This is a genomic window from Variovorax sp. CF079 (assembly GCF_900101545.1).
In the GTDB taxonomy this organism is placed as follows: Bacteria; Pseudomonadota; Gammaproteobacteria; order Burkholderiales; family Burkholderiaceae_C; genus Variovorax.
In genome coordinates, this window is sequence record NZ_FMZU01000002.1 from 260,012 (window position 1) to 275,472 (window position 15,461).

Below are 15,461 nucleotides of genomic sequence, written 5' to 3' on the forward strand. Positions count from 1 at the left end.
GAACAAGCCATGAGCCAGAAGATGCGCATCGAACACGACCTGCTGGGTGATCGCGAGGTGCCCGACGAGGTCTACTACGGCGTCCATACGCTGCGCGCCAAGGAGAACTTCCAGATCTCGGGCACGACCATCTCGGCCTACCCGGAGCTGGTGGTCGCGCTCGCCTCGGTCAAGCAGGCGGCCGCCGAAGCCAACACCGAGCTGGGCCTCCTGCCCGCCGAGCTGCGCGACGCGATCGTCGCGGCCTGCAAGGAAATCCGCGGCGGCGCGCTGCACGAGCAGTTCGTGGTCGACGTGATCCAGGGCGGCGCCGGCACCTCGACCAACATGAACGCCAACGAGGTGGTCTGCAACCGCGCGCTCGAGATCATGGGCCACCGCAGGGGCGAGTACCAGTACCTGCATCCCAACGAGCACGTCAACATGGCGCAGAGCACCAACGACGTCTACCCGACCGCGATCCGCATCGCCACCTGCTTCGCGATCGAAGAGCTGCTCGCGGCCATGGAGCATCTGCGCGAAGCCTTCGACGCCAAGGCCAAGGAGTTCGCGCACCTGCTGAAGATCGGCCGCACCCAGCTGCAGGACGCGGTGCCGATGACGCTCGGCCAGGAGTTCTCGACCTATGCGGTGATGGTCGAGGAAGACATCGCGCGCCTGACCGAGGCCTCGGCCTTGATCCGCGAAGTCAACCTCGGTGCCACGGCCATCGGCACCGGCATCACCGCGCATCCCGAGTACGCGGGCAAGGCGCTGGCCGCGCTGCGCGGCATCACCGGCCTCGACCTCTCCACCGCACCCAATCTGATCGAGGCGACCCAGGACTGCGGCGCCTTCGTGCAACTGTCGGGCGTGTTGAAGCGCATCGCGGTCAAGCTGTCGAAGACCTGCAACGACCTGCGGCTGCTCTCCAGCGGCCCGCGCTCGGGCTTCGGCGAAATCAACCTGCCGCCGATGCAGGCCGGCTCGTCGATCATGCCGGGCAAAGTCAACCCGGTGATTCCGGAGGTCGTCAACCAGGTCGCCTTCGAGGTGTTCGGCAACGACCTGACCGTGACCTTCGCGGCCGAGGCCGGGCAGCTGCAGCTGAACGCTTTCGAGCCGATCATCGCGAGCGCGCTGTTCCGCAGCTTCAAGCACCTGACCAACGGCTGCATGACGTTGGCCGACCTCTGCGTGAAGGGCATCACCGCCAACCCGGACCGGCTGCGCGAGAGCATCGAGCGCTCGATCTCGCTGGTGACCGCGCTGAATCCGATCATCGGCTACAAGGAGGCGACCGAGGTCGCGGCCGAGGCCTTCGCCAACGGCACCAACGTGCGCGAGGTGGTGCTGCGCCGCAAGCTGATGACCGAGGCCGAGCTCGAAGACGCGCTGCGCCACGAGGTGCTGACGCAGCCGCGCGCCTACGAGAAGGCGCAGAAGGCCGGCTGAAGCGGCTTTCTGCGCGCGCGCCTCACGGCATCAGGCCGATGATCTTCTTGATTTCCGAGGCCGAGTAGGCGCGCAGCGTTTGCGAACGCACATTGCCGAGCGAGCCGACGCTGAGCAGCGTGGCCATCGCCGCTTCGTCGCTGCCTTCGGTCGTGACCACCAGGTCGTAGCTGCCGGAGGTCCAGTGGATGCTCTTGACGCTCAGGCCCAGCTTGCCTGCCAGGGCCGTGAACGCCTCGGCGCGGTTCGGCGACTCCTTGACATTGCGGATGCCCTGGTCCGTGAAGTTGATGAGCGAGATGTAGGTGGCCATGGCGCTTTCCCTCGTTGCAGGTGGAGGCCTGGCCGCCGCGGCCGCGGCACAAAGCCCTGGAGGGGATGACATCGAGCCGCGATCCCCGGAGACGGATCGCTGAAACTCAATATAGACGGCGTGCCCGCCGAAGTCCATTCAGCAACCGTTCATCGCCGAGCAGCATGGAGGAGCTCCCCGAGCTCGCGCCGGATCGCATCCGCGCTGTCGGGCCGCACCAGGCGCGCCAGTTCCTTGCCGTCGCGCATGAAGATCAGCGTCGGCCACAGCTTGATGCCGAAGGAGCGGCCCAGCGGCCGGCCGCTGGCGTCCTCGATCTTGAGGTGGCGCAGCGGCGGCACCTCGGCCAGCGCCTTGGCGAGCAGCGGCTGCGCCATCTTGCAGATGCCGCACCACGGTGCGCCGAATTCGATGAGTGTGGGGCCGGAGAGACTGTCGACTTCGCTGCGGGAGGGCTCGACCGGGGCGTAGGAATCGTTCATCGTGCGGATTTTGCGTCGGCCCGCAATTTATTGCCGGCGGCGCGCCAGCTTGCGGTACACCGTGGCACGGCTGATGCCGAGTGCGCGCGCCGCCTCGGCCACGTTGCCGCGCGCGTCGTCCACCGCGCGGCGGATCAGTGCCGTCTCGACGTCGCGCAGCCGCGGGCGCTCCTGGCTTGCGCCACGCGGCGCGCGGTCGGCGAGCTGCGGCCGCGCCTGCACGCGGAGGCCGGACCACAGCGGCACGTCCAGCGCGGCGTCACCGCGGCGTGCCGCATCGAAGAGCATCTGCGGCGGCAGCGCGAACAGATCGTTGCAGTGCAGCGTCGGATCGGTGCCGAGCGGTTGGTGGAGCATCTGGCGTGCCGCGGTATTGGCGCCGGTCACGCGGCCGTCGGCGTCGATGCACAGCAAGCCCTCGGTGCCCGGCCCTGCGGCATAGCCAGGCCAATCGATGCGCAGCAGCAACTCGCAAGGATGGTTCTGCATCAGCGCGTCCTCGATGCTGCGCGCCGAGAGCGCGGCCAGGTGCCTCAGCTCGGGGCGTTCGACCACTTGCACGCCGGTCAGGTCCAGCATGCCGACGCATTCGCCCCGCGGGCCGAAGAGCGGCGCACCGGCACAGCTGTAGACGCTGGTGTCGTCGAAGAAGTGTTCGCCGCGGTGCAGCCATACCGATTCGCGTTCGGCCAGCGCGGCACCGATGGCCGTGGTGCCCACCGCGCGCTCCGACAGGTCGACGCCGATGCGCGCGATGTCACGCGCGTGCCTGGCTGTGGCATCGCTGCCGCCGGGCAGGGCGCCCACATCGACCACGATGCCATCGGCATCGGTCAGGATCGCGAAATAGCGCGTGTCGGCGATGGCGCGCGACAGCTTGTCGAGCACCGGCCGCGCGGCCGAGACCAGGGCCCGGTTGCGCTCCGCGGCATGGCGGGCCGCCGGCGCCGAGACTGGATCGAAGCAGACGCGCTGCTGCGGCTGGTGGCCGGCGGCGAGGCAGCGCTGCCAGGAGCGCGCGAGCCAGGGCTCGATGCGCGCGCCCTGCGGACCCGCGTCATCGCCATCGAGCCATTCGCGCCGCGCCTGCGCGATGGAGAGGGAGCGCTCGGTCGGCGGCGTGGCGTGGGGGGCGGTCATCGTGTTTCATTTTGAGAATTTCAAGCGCGCGCTGCAAGCGCCTAGGGTTTTGCCTAGGATGGTGCCCCTGTCCGGCGTCCAAGATTCCAGTTGCCGATCCTAGCCATCTCACCCACAACGGAGACAGCCACATGCAGGTTCCATTCACGGTCAACGGCCGCGCGGTCACGGTCGACGCACCCCCCAACACCTTTCTCGTGCAGGCGCTGCGCGAGCATCTCCACCTGACCGGAACGCATGTGGGCTGCGACACCGCGCAGTGCGGTGCCTGCACCGTCCAGGTCAACGGCCGCGCGGTCAAGTCGTGCAACGTGCTGGTGGCGCAGGTGACTGGCGCGAAGATCACGACCATCGAAGGCATCGCCCAGCCCGACGGCACCATGCATCCGATGCAGGCGGCCTTCAAGGAGTGCCACGGCCTGCAATGCGGCTTCTGCACGCCGGGCATGGTGATGAGCGCGATCGACCTCTGCACGCACCATCCCAAGGCGAGCGAAACCGAAATCCGCGAACTGCTCGACGGCAACATGTGCCGCTGCACGGGCTACCAGAACATCGTCAAGGCCGTGCAGATGGGCGGCGAGGCCATGGCCGCCGCACCGGCCAAAGCCGCTGCCACGGCATAAGGAGCACCATCATGGGCGCACCCGATTTCGCCAGCCTGCCGCACATCGGCGAGGCACTCAAGCGCAAGGAAGACTACCGCTTCCTGACCGGCGCCGGCCAGTACACCGACGACGTGACGATGGCCAACCAGAGCCACGCCATCTTCCTGCGTTCGCCGCATGCGCACGCCAACATCAAGTCGATCGACACCGCCGCCGCCGAGAAGATGCCCGGCGTGGTCGGCATCTTCAGCGGCAAGGACATCGACGGCAAGATGGGCGGGCTGCCCTGCGGCTGGCTCATCAACAACCCCGACGGCACGCCGATGAAGGAGCCGCCGCATCCGATCCTCGCGATCGGAAAGGTGCGCTATGTCGGCGACCACGTCGCGATGGTGGTGGCCGAGACGGTGGAGCAGGCGAAGAATGCGGCCGAAGCGATCGTGGTCGACTACGAGGAACTGCCCGCGCTGGTGAGCGTGGCCGATGCCGCGAAGAAGGCAGGCGGCGTCACGCTCCACGAGGCCGCGCCGGACAACCAATGCTACAAGTGGGCGCTGGGCGACAAGGCGGCGGTCGACGCGGCCTTCGCCAAGGCGGCGCATGTCACGAAGCTCGACCTGGTCAACAACCGGCTGGTGCCGAACCCGATGGAGCCGCGCGTCGCGATCGGCAGCTACAGCCGCGCGACCGAGGAATACACGCTCTACGTCGCTAACCAGAATCCGCACGTCGAACGCCTGTTGATGACGGCCTTCGTGCTCGGCCTGCCCGAGCACAAGGTGCGCGTGATCGCACCCGACGTGGGCGGCGGCTTCGGCTCCAAGATCTTCCTCTATGCCGAGGACGTGGCGCTGACCTGGGCCGCCAAGCAGCTCAATCGCAGCATCAAGTGGACCGGCGATCGTTCCGAGTGCTTCCTGTCCGACGCGCACGGCCGCGACCATGTGAGCCATGCCGAGATGGCGATGGACAAGGATGGCAAGTTCCTTGCGCTGCGCGTGCACACCGACGCCAACCTGGGCGCCTATCTGTCGACCTTCTCGACCGCGGTGCCGACCATCTTGTACGCCACGCTGCTCGCGGGCCAGTACACGACGCCGCAGATCTACGTCGAGGTCGATGCCTGGTTCACCAACACTGCGCCGGTCGATGCCTACCGCGGCGCGGGGCGACCCGAGGCCACCTACCTGCTGGAGCGCCTGGTTTCGCGCTGCGCCTGGGAAATGAACCTGGGCCAGGACGAGATCCGCAAGCGCAACTTCATCACCGCATTCCCGTATCAGACGCCGGTGGCGCTGCAGTACGACACGGGCGACTTCCACGCCTCGATGGACAAGGCCAAGGAACTGGCCGAGGTGGCCAGCTTCGCAGAGCGCAAGGCGGCGACCGAAGCCAAGGGCAAGCTGCGCGGCATCGGCTACTCGAGCTACATCGAGGCCTGCGGCATCGCGCCCTCGAACATCGCGGGTGCGCTCGGCGCGCGCGCCGGCCTGTTCGAGTGCGGCGAGATCCGCGTGCATCCGACCGGCAGCGTGACCGTGTTCACCGGCTCGCACAGCCATGGCCAGGGTCACGAGACCACCTTCGCGCAGGTGGTGGCCGCGCGCCTGGGCATTCCGGTCGAGTCCGTCGACGTGGTGCACGGCGACACCGGCCGCGTGCCCTTCGGCATGGGCACCTACGGCTCGCGCTCGATCTCGGTCGGCGGTGCGGCGATCATGAAGGCGCTCGACAAGATCGAGACCAAGGCCAAGAAGATCGCGGCCCACCTGATGGAGGCGAGCGACGCTGACGTCGAGTTCAGCAACGGCGAGTTCACCGTCAAGGGCACCGACAAGAAGATCCCCTTCGGGCAGGTCGCGCTCACCGCCTACGTGCCGCACAACTACCCGCTCGACAAGCTGGAGCCCGGGCTCAACGAAACCGCGTTCTACGACCCGACCAACTTCACCTTCCCGGGCGGCACCTACATCTGCGAGGTCGAGATCGACAAGGGCACCGGCGAAGTGAAGATCGACCGCTTCACCGCGGTCGACGACTTCGGCACCATCATCAACCCGATGATCGTCGAAGGCCAGGTGCACGGCGGGATCGTGCAGGGCCTCGGCCAGGCGCTGATGGAGAACTGCGTGTACGACAAGGAGAGCGGCCAGCTGCTCACCGGCAGCTTCATGGACTACGCAATGCCGCGCGCCGACGACTTCCCGACCTTCAAGGTGGCCACCACCTGCACCCCCTGCACGCACAACCCGCTGGGCACCAAGGGGTGCGGCGAGGCGGGCGCCATCGGCTCGCCGCCGGCGCTGATCAACGCGGTGCTGGATGCGCTGGCGCCGCTGTGCGTCAAGGACCTCGACATGCCGGCCTCGCCCCACCGCGTGTGGGAAGCGATGCAGGCCGTGGCCAAGTAGAACCAAACGAGAAGGAAATCGCCATGTACGCCTTCACCCTCGAACGTCCCGCCACCGTCGCCGATGCGGCCAAGCTGGCTGCCGCCGGCGGCAAGGTCCTCGCCGGCGGCCAGACGCTGCTCGCTTCGATGAAGCTGCGCCTCTCGGCGCCCGAGCAGCTGGTCGACCTCGGCGGCATCAAGGAGCTCGCCGGCATCAAGAAGGACGGCAATGCCTTCGTGATCGGCGCGATGACGCGCCACCTCGACGTCGGCGCCAACGCCGAGATCAAGGCGGGCTTCCCCGCGCTGGCCTGGCTGGCCGACCACATCGGCGACCGGCAGGTGCGTGCCATGGGCACCATCGGCGGCTCGGTGGCCAACAACGATCCGGCGGCCTGCTACCCGAGCGCGGTGCTGGCCTCGGGCGCGACCATCGTCACCGACAAGCGCGAGATCGCGGCCGACGATTTCTTCCTCGGCCTCTTCACCACCGCGCTGGAGGAGGGCGAGCTGATCACCGCGATCCGCTTCCCGATCCCGAAGCGGGCTGCCTACGAGAAGCTGCGCCAGAAGGCCTCGAACTTCCCGCTGGTCGGCGTGTTCGTCACGCAAGGCGACAGCGGCGTGCGCGTCGCGGTTACCGGTGCCGGCAATGGCGTGTTCCGGCACAAGGGGCTGGAAGATGCGCTCGCGAAGAGCTTCACCCCCGAGGCCGCGGCCGGCGTGAAGATCGACGCCAGCGATCTCAACAGCGACCTGCATGCCTCGGCGGCCTACCGCGCCAACCTGATCAACGTACTCACACAGCGCGCTGTGAAAAAGGCGCTGGGCTAAGCTGGCGAGATGACCGACACCACGCCTGCCGCGACCTCCCCGTTCAACACCATCGACGCGGTCGTGCAGGCGCTGGAAGGCGCCGCCTACTACGCCGACCGGCGGCTCGCGACGGCGGTGTTTCTCGCGCTCAAGCTCCAGCGTCCGCTGCTGCTGGAGGGCGAACCCGGCGTCGGCAAGACCGAGCTGGCCAAGGCGCTGGCGACCGCGCTCGCGCGCGAGTTGCTGCGCTTGCAGTGCTACGACGGCCTGGAGCAGCGCGAGGCGCTCTACGAATGGAACTATGCGGCGCAGCTGCTGCACATGCGCGCGGCCGAGGCGCACGGGGCTTCGAGCGACGTCGAATCGGAGGTCTACCAGCCGCGCTACCTGATCCGCCGGCCGCTCTTGCAGGCCCTGCAGGCGCCGGCGCCCGGTGCCGTGCTGCTGATCGACGAGGTCGATCGCGCCGACGAGCCCTTCGAGGCGTTCTTGCTCGAGTACCTGGGCGAATACCAGGTCAGCATTCCCGAGCTGGGCACGGTGCAGGCGCTGGTGCCGCCGGTCACCATCCTGACCAGCAATCGCACGCGCGAACTCAACGATGCCGTCAAGCGGCGCTGCCTCTACCACTGGCTGGACTACCCGGAGCGCGATCGCGAGCTGGCCATCGTGCGTGCGCAGGTGCCGAAGGCGAGCGCCGTTCTTTCCGAGCAGGTCGCAGCCTTCGTCGGGCGCTTGCGTAGCGCGCCCTTTGCAAGCGCCTTCCAGCGCGCACCGGGCATTGCGGAAAGCGTCGAATGGGCAAGGGCGCTGATCGCGCTCGACACCGTCGAGCTCGACCCCGAGATCGTGGTCGATACCGCCGGCATTCTCTTCAAGCAGCGCGACGATGTGGCGGCGCTGACGCACGAGCTGGCCTCCGACCTGCTGAAGCCCAGCGAAGAAGCGCAGGCATGAACGCTCGCCGGTTTGTTCCAGGAACACCGCGGAACCGGCTTTGCCGGGCCGCTGGTGTTGCCCCCTGCAAGGGGGTTGGCGAAGCGACACGAAGTGCGCGAAGCCTGGGGGTGGGCTGATGATTCCGCAACTCGGCGACGCGCGGCGCGGCAAGCTGGCCGGCAACATGATGGGCTTCGGCCGGGCGCTGCGCCGCGCCGGCGTGCGGACCGATTCGGCACGCATCGCGCTCGCTGCCGAAGCCGCTGCGCTGGTCGGGGTCGACAGCCGGCTCGACCTGGCGGCCGCGATGGAAGCCGTGATGATCAGCCGCGAACAGGATCGCCTGGTGTTCCGAGAACTCTTCGATGCCTGGTTCCGCGATCCCGAGCTTGCCAACAAGCTGCTCGCGCAGATGCTGCCGAGCGCCGAAGGCAAGGCCGAGCCCTCGAAGCGCCGGCCACGCGTGCGCGAGGCACTTGCGGCGCCGCGCGATGCGGTGAAGCCTGCGCAGACCGAGCGCGAGGTCGACTTCGATGCCGCGATGACGGCAAGCGATCGCCAGCGGGTGCACCACGCCGACTTCAACGCGCTGGGCGCCGCCGAGTACCGCCTGGTGGAGCGATTGGCCCGCGACATCGCGCTGCCGGTGCCGGCGCTGCCCTCGCGCCGCCTGCGCGTGACCGGCGATGCGGGCGCGCATTCGCGCATGCACTGGCCCGGCGTCTGGCACGAGGCCGGGCGCACCGGCGGCGAGATGCTGCTTCTGCCGCGGCTCTCGCGGCAGAAGCAGCCGCTGCCCCTGCTGGTGCTGGTCGACGTCTCCGGATCGATGGAGCGTTATGCGCGCCTGCTGCTGGCCTTTCTGCATGCGTCGACGCGGCGCGCCGGCCGGCGCGACGTGTTCGCCTTCGGCACCCAGTTGACCGACCTGACCCCGGCCTTCCGGCTGGCCGACACCGATCTGATGCTGGCCGCAGCCAGCGAGGCCATCGCCGATTTCGCCGGCGGCACGCGTTTCGGCGCCTCGCTCGGCGAACTGCGCGAGCGCCATGCGCGTCGCCTGACCGGCCGCCGCACGCTGGTGCTGGTGATCAGCGACGGCCTGGACACCGGCGAACCCGAAACCCTGGAGCGCGAACTGCTGTGGCTCAAGCGCCATTCGCGGCGGGTGCTGTGGCTCAACCCGCTGCTGCGCTACGAGGGCTATGCGCCGCTCGCGCGCGGGGCGGCCGTTCTGCACCGCCATGCAGACGCGATGCTCGCGGTCCACAATCTCCTGGCACTCGAACAATTGGCCGCGAGTCTCGCGGCCCTGATGCGGTCCGGCCGCTAGAAGGAACCTCACGATGGAAATGCTCGGCAACCGCCGGCTCGGCATCACGCAGCAGCAAGCCTGGGAGGCGCTCAACGATCCCGAGACGCTGAAGAAATGCATCCCCGGCTGCGACAAGTTCGAGGCCGTAGGCGACAACCAGTACGCGGTGGCGCTGGCCGTCAAGATCGGCCCGGTGTCGGCCAAGTTCAATGGCAAGGTCGCGCTGGCCGACATCTCGCCGCCGGACAGCTACAAGCTGTCCTTCGAAGGGCAGGGCGGCGTTGCCGGATTCGCCAAGGGTTCGTCGAGCGTGACGCTCAAGCCGGTCGCCGATGCGAGCCCCGGCTGCGAGCTCGACTACACGGTGCAGGCGCAGGTGGGCGGCAAGATCGCGCAGTTGGGGCAGCGCTTGATCGACGGCGCCGCCAAGTCGACGGCCGACGATTTCTTCAAGCGCTTCGAGGTCGAGATGCAAAGCCGCTACGGCCCGCCGCCGGCCGCGGTGGCCGAGAGCGCCGAGGCGCCCGCTGCCGCCGAGCCGTCCGAGAAGACCGGCGCGATGGCGGGCTTCATGCGCAAGATCGGCATCGGCAGGAAGTCCGACAGATCGGCGAGCGATACGGAAGAGCCGGCCGACTAGGAAGACGAACATCATGGAGAACCTCGACGTCATGGTTCTGCGCACGCTGCGCGACTGGCGGCTCGCGGGCCGCCGCGCGCTGCTCACGACGGTGGTGCGCACCTGGGGATCTTCGCCGCGGCCGATCGGCTCGATCATGGCGCTGGCGGAAGACGGCGCCGTGATCGGCTCGGTCTCGGGCGGCTGCATCGAAGACGACCTGATCGCGCGCTACAGCCGTGCCCACGGCGCGCCGGGCGAGATGCCTTCGGGCGCGCCGGCGCTGGTCAAGTACGGCATCACGGCGGATGAGGCGCACCGCTTCGGCCTGCCCTGCGGCGGCACGCTGGAACTGCTGCTCGAATACGACCCGGACGCCGCCTCGCTCGAGACGCTGGTGGCCGCGCTCGAAAAAGGGCGGCTGATGCAGCGCACCGTGTCGCTGGCCGATGGCACCGTCGGCGTGGCCGAGGCGAGCGCGCCGGCCGAGCTCTCGATCAGCGACACCGAGCTGGTCAACACCTTCGGGCCCGAATACCGCATGCTCCTGATCGGCGCCGGCCAGCTGGCCGAGTACCTGTCGACGATGGCGAAGTTCAGCGGTTTCGCGGTGACGCTGTGCGATCCGCGCACCGAGTACCGCACCGCCTGGGCCGTGCCGGGCGTGACGCTCAGCACCGAGATGCCCGACGACGCGGTGAGCGCCTTCAAGCCCGACCGCCGCAGCTGCGTGGTCGCGCTCACGCACGACCCGAAGCTCGACGACCTGGCCCTGCTCGAGGCCCTGCAAAGCGAAGCCTTCTACGTCGGCGCGATCGGCTCGCGCCGCAATGCCCAGGCGCGGCGCGAACGCATGATCGAGCACTTCGAGCAGACCGAGGCATCGCTTTCGCGCCTGCGCGGCCCGATCGGCATCTACATCGGCAGCAAGACGCCGCCCGAGATCGCGGTGAGCGTGATGGCCGAGATCCTGGCGGTGAAGAACGGCGTCAGGCTGCCGCGCGAGACCGAGGTCGCGCATGCCAAGGAGGCCGCGGGCGCCGGCAAGTAGCAGCGGGTGAGCCGCCGTCAGTGCCTGCGCAGGCCGGCGAGGAAGGTGGTGCTGCGGCCGAAGGCGCGCTGCATCTCCTTGGATTCGCGGGCTTCCTTGCGGGCCCTGGAGAAGATGAAACTCGCAGCCGCCAGTGCGAAGCACGCGCCGATCGCGATCAGCAATCCGACGAAGGATCCCAGCCACCAGGCGAGGCCGAGGATCACGATGCTGGCGAGAAGAAGAATGGCGCGCATGGGAGAGAGGCTAGCAGAGCCCTGGCCGAACAGGGTATGAACTATTGCTCGGAAGCTGTGGGCGCGCCAGCTTTCATTCTGCGCTGCCCAACGGTGCGTCGGCAGTCGCGTCGAATGCGGCGATCAGCACCGGCGTCAGGTCATGCATACCTGCGGTTGAGGGCCGCATCGGCAGCAGACCCGGCGTGAAGCCGAGGGCCTCGAAGCGTTTGAGCAGTTGCGTGTCCGTGCTGATGATGTGGACCGGTACGTCCCACGAAGCGCCCGCGCCGCTCACGCCCGCCATCGGCTGGTGGTCGCCGATCACGATGGTGAGCAGCTGCCGCGGCGCGCGACCCGAGAGGTAGTCGCCCAGCCAGTGGAAGGTGTAGGCCAGCGATTCGAGGTACGCGGGCACGGGCTGCAGCCACGAACCCGGTTGCGCGACGGCCTGTGCGACTTCCGCCGCCGTGTAGGCGTCGGCGCGCAGCAGCCGCTGCCAGTCCGGCACGTAGGGCGCGATCGGGCGGAAGGGTGCGTGGCTCGTCAGGGTCGGAAAGACGATGAAGCGCGGCGCGCGTTCCTCGCGCGGCTCGGCCAGTTCCTGCGCGTGCAGCAGCGCCATCGAGGCCTGGTCGGGAACGCGCCAGTAGCCGAAGGGCGGCCCGCGATAGCCGATGCGGTCGGCGTCGGCATAGCGGTCGAAGCCGTAGAAGCTGCCTTCGGGCCAGGGCTTCTGCAGGCCCGGCATCCAGTTCACGGTGCGCCAGCCATGGGCCTTGAAATGGCGCACCAGCGTCGAACGATCAGTGGTCAGCAGCAGTTCGTAGGCGCCGGGGTCCTGCATGTCGACGCCGCTGAGCAGCGCCGCATGGGCCAGCCAGGAGGCGCCGCCGAAAGTGGGGGAGCGCACGCGCGCCGAGACCGCCTGCCGGCCGCCGGCCGCGAGCGCCTGCATCAGCTGCGCGCGCGCCGGCGCGAGCGCGGCGGCCTGCTGCGGGTCGTCCAGCGCGGTGACGCCGTAGGACTCGGCAAAGATCAGCAGCACGTCGGCGCCGCGGAGGCCTGCGAGCGAGCTGTGCTCGAAGGCCGGGCTGGGCGAGAGCTGCGAAGCCGCGTGGCCGGGCAGCAGCTGGCCGGCCAGGATTGCGGCCTGCTGCGCAAGAATGGGCGCGACCGGCATCGAGAAGAACCAGCGCGTGTCGCGCCCCCCGATGCCATGCGCGGCAAAGTTCGTGAAGAGCAGAAGGCCGATGAGGCCGATCGCGGGCCGCGGCGTGGGCCAAGCCAGCTCGCGCGCAATCGCACGCCAGCATCGCCATGCCAAGCCGTACAGCAGCACAGGGATGGCCAGCGCGGCGAGCGCTGCCAAGCCGATCTGCCAAGCTGCGAGCTCGCCCATGCGCAGCACGTCCAGCGCGTGCCTGCTGTCCCAGTAGAGGTTGATCTGCCGGCCGAATACGGCCGACACCGTCACGTCGAGGTAGCGAGCGAGGATCCAGAAGGCGGTGACGCTCGCCAGCAAGCGCAGCATGCGTGCGCCCGGCTGCCCGCGCCAGGCGATCCAGGCCGTGAGCATCACCAGAACCATGACGAGTTCGAAGGACACGCGCAGCGCCAGGCGCGGCCACAGCCCCGGCCCGTGGTTCTCCATCGTCAGCAGCGCATTGAGCAGCAGCAGGGGCAGGGCGAAGCGCGGCAGCCACCCGCCCCATGCGGCGGGCCTCATTTGCGCTTGGCCTCGAACTCGATGATGAGCGGCACCTCGTCGCCGACCCAGCCGTTGCCGACCGCGTAGTTCATGCCGTAGCTGCTGCGCTTGAAGCTGCCGCGCGCCGACACGCCCATCACGTAGCTCTTCTCGATCGGCGAGGGCCCGCTCTTGTTCCAGGTCGCGGCGAGCGTCAGCGGCTGGGAGCGGCCCAGCAGCTCGAGCTGGCCGGCGATCTCGAAGGTGCGATCGCCGGTGCGCTTGGCTCCGGCCGCGGTGAACACCATGCGCGGGAACTCGGAGGTGTTGAGGAAGTCGGCGCTCTTCAGATGCTGGTCGCGCTTGGCGTAGTTGCTGAAGACGCTCTGGGTGTCGACCTCGATGCGCACGTTGCTGAGCGTGGCCGTGGCTTCGTCGAAGCTGTAGCTGCCGCGCGCGGCGCGGAACATGCCCAGCACCTTGGCGTAGCCGATGTGATCGACCAGGAAGGCGATGGTGAGATGTTCGGGGTCGAGCTCGTAGCGTGTGGCCTCGGCGCGCGCGGGCAGGGCGTTCGCCATGAGGCATGACACGATCAGGGCGTACGGCAAGCGGGCCGCGAGTGCTTTCATGAGGCAGGCTCCAGTGGGGATGCGCGATGACGGATCAACCACGCGATGTCGATCGCGAAGGACGCAGTGAGCGCGGCCAGGCTCGCGGCCGCGATGGCCCGGCTCCAGGGCAGCGAGATGATCGGACCGAGGCAGACGAGCAGGCTGGTGATCTGCGCCACGCACACCGCCTTGCGCCGCTGGCTCGGCGCGAGCGGCCGCGCCAGCCAGGGCCAGGGCTTCATCGCCAGCACGAAGGCGTAGCGCATCAGGCCCGCGGCAAGGATCCATGAGCCGGCCTTGTCGAAATGAAAGACCAGCAGGCAGAGCGCGAAGGTCAGCAACGCATCGGTCTCCATGTCGAAGCGCGCGCCGAATTCGCTGGTCAGACCGCTGCGGCGCGCGAGCGGGCCATCGAGGGCATCGAGCAGCGCGGCGGTCGTGCCCACGACGATGGCGCTCCACGCCATCGCTTCGGCATCGGCCAGGGGCTCGCCGATGCCCGCCGCGAGCAATGCGGCGAGCGCCAGGCGCGCCAGCGTCACGCGGTTGGCGGCACCGAAGCGCGCATTCGGCGCATGGGCCGCAAGGCCATGCAGCACCCACGCGAAGGCTGCCGCAAAGACGGCGGCTGCCTTGAGCTTGAACCAGGGACTGAGCTCGCCCAGCACCGTCAGCCCGCCAGCCGCCACGGCGAGCAGCAGGAAGCAGGGCACGGCCTCGCGCCAGGCATCGCGCCGGAGCGCCGCGAGCCGGCCCGCACTGAGTGCGGGGCCATCGGCAGGAGGATGGGTGAGCATCGTCATAAGATCCGTTGCATGCCAGCATATCTCTCCCGTGTTGCTTCTGCCGAGTCCTGGGCCTGCTGGATCGAAGCCCCGGGCCGGGCCGGCATCCGGCGCGCTGCATTCGATGCGCCCGGTCCCGAAGAGGTGCAGGTTCGTGCGCTGCACAGCGGCATCAGCCGCGGCACCGAGCTGCTGGTGTTCGGCGGCGAGGTGCCTGCCAGCGAATTCGAACGCATGCGCGCGCCCTTCCAGGAAGGCGAATTTCCAGCGCCGGTGAAGTACGGCTATGCGAGTGTCGGCACGGTCGAGCGGGGGCCCGAGGCGCTTCTCGGCCGCGAGGTGTTCTGCCTCTATCCGCACCAGACCCGCTACGTGGTGCCGGCCGATGCCGTGCACCTGCTGCCCGAGGGCCTGCCGCCCGCGCGCGCGGTGCTGGCCGCCAACCTGGAGACCGCAGTCAATGCGCTGTGGGATGCGGCACCGCGCGTCGGCGACCGCATCGCCGTCGTGGGCGCAGGTGTGGTCGGCCTGCTGGTGGCCTGGCTGGCCGGGCGCATGCCCGGTTGCACGGTCGAGGTGATCGACACGAATCCCGCGCGCCGTGCGGTGGCGGAACGGCTGGGCCTCGTCTTTGCGAGTCCGGAGGCTGCGAGTCTCGAGGCCGATCTGGTGCTGCATGCCAGCGGCAGCCCAGCAGGCCTGGCCACGGCGCTGCGGCTGGCCGCCTTCGAGGCCACGGTGCTGGAACTGAGCTGGTACGGGCAGCGCGCGGTGACGCTGCCGTTGGGCGAAGCCTTCCATTCGCGGCGCCTCACGCTCAGGAGTTCGCAGGTCGGCCAGGTGGCCACCGCGCAGCGCGCGCGCTGGAGCCATCGGCGCCGGATGGCGCTGGCGTTGTCGCTGCTGCGCGATCCGGTGCTCGATGCGCTCATCACCGACAGTGCGCCTTTCGCCGAACTGCCGGCGGTGCTCGGCCGGCTCGCCGCGGGCGCGCCGAACACCTTGTGCCACCGCATCGACTATCCCTGACCCCTTCACCCTGGAAAGA

General features: G+C 68.9%; 16 protein-coding genes. 9 read left to right on the top strand and 7 right to left on the bottom strand.

The window, feature by feature from the left end:
* Positions 1-9 precede the first annotated feature (9 nt).
* Positions 10-1,434, top strand: a complete 1,425-nt coding sequence (gene aspA / locus BLS74_RS03680; RefSeq protein WP_093103035.1) for an aspartate ammonia-lyase — start codon at positions 10-12, stop codon at positions 1,432-1,434.
* A 22-nt stretch (positions 1,435-1,456) separates the two neighbouring features.
* Here the strand turns inward: aspA and BLS74_RS03685 are convergent, their stop codons facing one another.
* From BLS74_RS03685 to BLS74_RS03695, 3 genes are all read right to left on the bottom strand, one after another.
* Positions 1,457-1,747, bottom strand: coding sequence for a GYD domain-containing protein (locus tag BLS74_RS03685; protein ID WP_093103037.1), 291 nt, complete (start codon positions 1,745-1,747; stop codon positions 1,457-1,459).
* Between the two features lie 149 nt (positions 1,748-1,896).
* A complete protein-coding gene (locus BLS74_RS03690; RefSeq protein ID WP_093103038.1) occupies positions 1,897-2,229 on the bottom strand; it encodes a thioredoxin family protein in 333 nt (110 codons plus the stop codon).
* Positions 2,230-2,256: 27 nt separating this feature from the next.
* The gene (locus BLS74_RS03695; RefSeq protein ID WP_093103040.1) at positions 2,257-3,369 is read right to left on the bottom strand and encodes a helix-turn-helix domain-containing protein; all 1,113 of its coding nucleotides are present in this window, start codon (positions 3,367-3,369) and stop codon (positions 2,257-2,259) included.
* 131 nt (positions 3,370-3,500) lie between these two features.
* Here BLS74_RS03695 and BLS74_RS03700 point away from each other — a divergent pair, with 131 nt between their 5' ends.
* The 7 genes from BLS74_RS03700 (at position 3,501) to BLS74_RS03735 (ending at position 11,109) form a co-directional block, all read left to right on the top strand.
* Positions 3,501-3,995: a (2Fe-2S)-binding protein gene (locus BLS74_RS03700; protein ID WP_093103041.1), complete on the top strand. Its 495-nt coding sequence runs from the start codon at positions 3,501-3,503 to the stop codon at positions 3,993-3,995.
* A gap of 11 nt (positions 3,996-4,006) precedes the next feature.
* On the top strand, positions 4,007-6,388 hold the full coding sequence (locus tag BLS74_RS03705) for a xanthine dehydrogenase family protein molybdopterin-binding subunit (protein ID WP_093103043.1): 2,382 nt from the start codon (positions 4,007-4,009) through the stop codon (positions 6,386-6,388).
* A gap of 23 nt (positions 6,389-6,411) precedes the next feature.
* The gene (locus BLS74_RS03710; protein WP_093103044.1) at positions 6,412-7,203 is read left to right on the top strand and encodes an FAD binding domain-containing protein; all 792 of its coding nucleotides are present in this window, start codon (positions 6,412-6,414) and stop codon (positions 7,201-7,203) included.
* Positions 7,204-7,212: 9 nt separating this feature from the next.
* Positions 7,213-8,142 (top strand): AAA family ATPase, encoded by a 930-nt coding sequence (locus tag BLS74_RS03715; RefSeq protein ID WP_093103046.1) that lies wholly within the window; start codon positions 7,213-7,215, stop codon positions 8,140-8,142.
* A 118-nt stretch (positions 8,143-8,260) separates the two neighbouring features.
* Complete coding sequence (locus tag BLS74_RS03725; RefSeq protein ID WP_093103049.1) at positions 8,261-9,457, top strand: vWA domain-containing protein; 1,197 nt, start codon at positions 8,261-8,263, stop codon at positions 9,455-9,457.
* Positions 9,458-9,470: 13 nt separating this feature from the next.
* Entirely contained in the window at positions 9,471-10,079 is a 609-nt protein-coding gene (locus tag BLS74_RS03730) for an SRPBCC family protein (protein WP_093103050.1), read from the top strand.
* A gap of 13 nt (positions 10,080-10,092) precedes the next feature.
* A complete protein-coding gene (locus tag BLS74_RS03735; RefSeq protein WP_093103052.1) occupies positions 10,093-11,109 on the top strand; it encodes an XdhC family protein in 1,017 nt (338 codons plus the stop codon).
* Between the two features lie 17 nt (positions 11,110-11,126).
* On the opposite strand, the gene BLS74_RS03740 is transcribed toward BLS74_RS03735, so the two are convergent.
* From BLS74_RS03740 to BLS74_RS03755, 4 genes are all read right to left on the bottom strand, one after another.
* Positions 11,127-11,345 (bottom strand): hypothetical protein, encoded by a 219-nt coding sequence (locus BLS74_RS03740; RefSeq protein ID WP_093103053.1) that lies wholly within the window; start codon positions 11,343-11,345, stop codon positions 11,127-11,129.
* A gap of 73 nt (positions 11,346-11,418) precedes the next feature.
* On the bottom strand, positions 11,419-13,053 hold the full coding sequence (locus tag BLS74_RS03745) for a sulfatase-like hydrolase/transferase (protein ID WP_093103055.1): 1,635 nt from the start codon (positions 13,051-13,053) through the stop codon (positions 11,419-11,421).
* Entirely contained in the window at positions 13,050-13,646 is a 597-nt protein-coding gene (locus tag BLS74_RS03750; protein WP_093103056.1) for a YceI family protein, read from the bottom strand. The genes BLS74_RS03745 and BLS74_RS03750 overlap by 4 nt, the downstream gene beginning before the upstream one ends.
* Positions 13,643-14,425, bottom strand: coding sequence for a CDP-alcohol phosphatidyltransferase family protein (locus BLS74_RS03755; protein WP_170855488.1), 783 nt, complete (start codon positions 14,423-14,425; stop codon positions 13,643-13,645). Before BLS74_RS03755 ends, BLS74_RS03750 begins: the two co-directional genes overlap by 4 nt.
* 18 nt (positions 14,426-14,443) lie before the next feature.
* On the opposite strand from BLS74_RS03755, the gene BLS74_RS03760 reads away from it, so the two are divergent.
* Complete coding sequence (locus BLS74_RS03760; RefSeq protein WP_093103059.1) at positions 14,444-15,442, top strand: zinc-dependent alcohol dehydrogenase; 999 nt, start codon at positions 14,444-14,446, stop codon at positions 15,440-15,442.
* Positions 15,443-15,461 lie beyond the last annotated feature (19 nt).

Coding starts and splice junctions, on each gene's coding strand:
- BLS74_RS03725 (WP_093103049.1), top strand. CDS start 8,261: ATGATTCCGCAACTCGGCGACGCGCGGCGCGGCAAGCTGGCCGGCAAC.
- BLS74_RS03710 (WP_093103044.1), top strand. CDS start 6,412: ATGTACGCCTTCACCCTCGAACGTCCCGCCACCGTCGCCGATGCGGCC.
- BLS74_RS03735 (WP_093103052.1), top strand. CDS start 10,093: ATGGAGAACCTCGACGTCATGGTTCTGCGCACGCTGCGCGACTGGCGG.
- BLS74_RS03715 (WP_093103046.1), top strand. CDS start 7,213: ATGACCGACACCACGCCTGCCGCGACCTCCCCGTTCAACACCATCGAC.
- BLS74_RS03730 (WP_093103050.1), top strand. CDS start 9,471: ATGGAAATGCTCGGCAACCGCCGGCTCGGCATCACGCAGCAGCAAGCC.
- BLS74_RS03745 (WP_093103055.1), bottom strand. CDS start 13,053: ATGAGGCCCGCCGCATGGGGCGGGTGGCTGCCGCGCTTCGCCCTGCCC.
- BLS74_RS03700 (WP_093103041.1), top strand. CDS start 3,501: ATGCAGGTTCCATTCACGGTCAACGGCCGCGCGGTCACGGTCGACGCA.
- BLS74_RS03755 (WP_170855488.1), bottom strand. CDS start 14,425: ATGCTCACCCATCCTCCTGCCGATGGCCCCGCACTCAGTGCGGGCCGG.
- BLS74_RS03690 (WP_093103038.1), bottom strand. CDS start 2,229: ATGAACGATTCCTACGCCCCGGTCGAGCCCTCCCGCAGCGAAGTCGAC.
- BLS74_RS03740 (WP_093103053.1), bottom strand. CDS start 11,345: ATGCGCGCCATTCTTCTTCTCGCCAGCATCGTGATCCTCGGCCTCGCC.
- BLS74_RS03695 (WP_093103040.1), bottom strand. CDS start 3,369: ATGACCGCCCCCCACGCCACGCCGCCGACCGAGCGCTCCCTCTCCATC.
- BLS74_RS03760 (WP_093103059.1), top strand. CDS start 14,444: ATGCCAGCATATCTCTCCCGTGTTGCTTCTGCCGAGTCCTGGGCCTGC.
- BLS74_RS03685 (WP_093103037.1), bottom strand. CDS start 1,747: ATGGCCACCTACATCTCGCTCATCAACTTCACGGACCAGGGCATCCGC.
- aspA (WP_093103035.1), top strand. CDS start 10: ATGAGCCAGAAGATGCGCATCGAACACGACCTGCTGGGTGATCGCGAG.
- BLS74_RS03750 (WP_093103056.1), bottom strand. CDS start 13,646: ATGAAAGCACTCGCGGCCCGCTTGCCGTACGCCCTGATCGTGTCATGC.
- BLS74_RS03705 (WP_093103043.1), top strand. CDS start 4,007: ATGGGCGCACCCGATTTCGCCAGCCTGCCGCACATCGGCGAGGCACTC.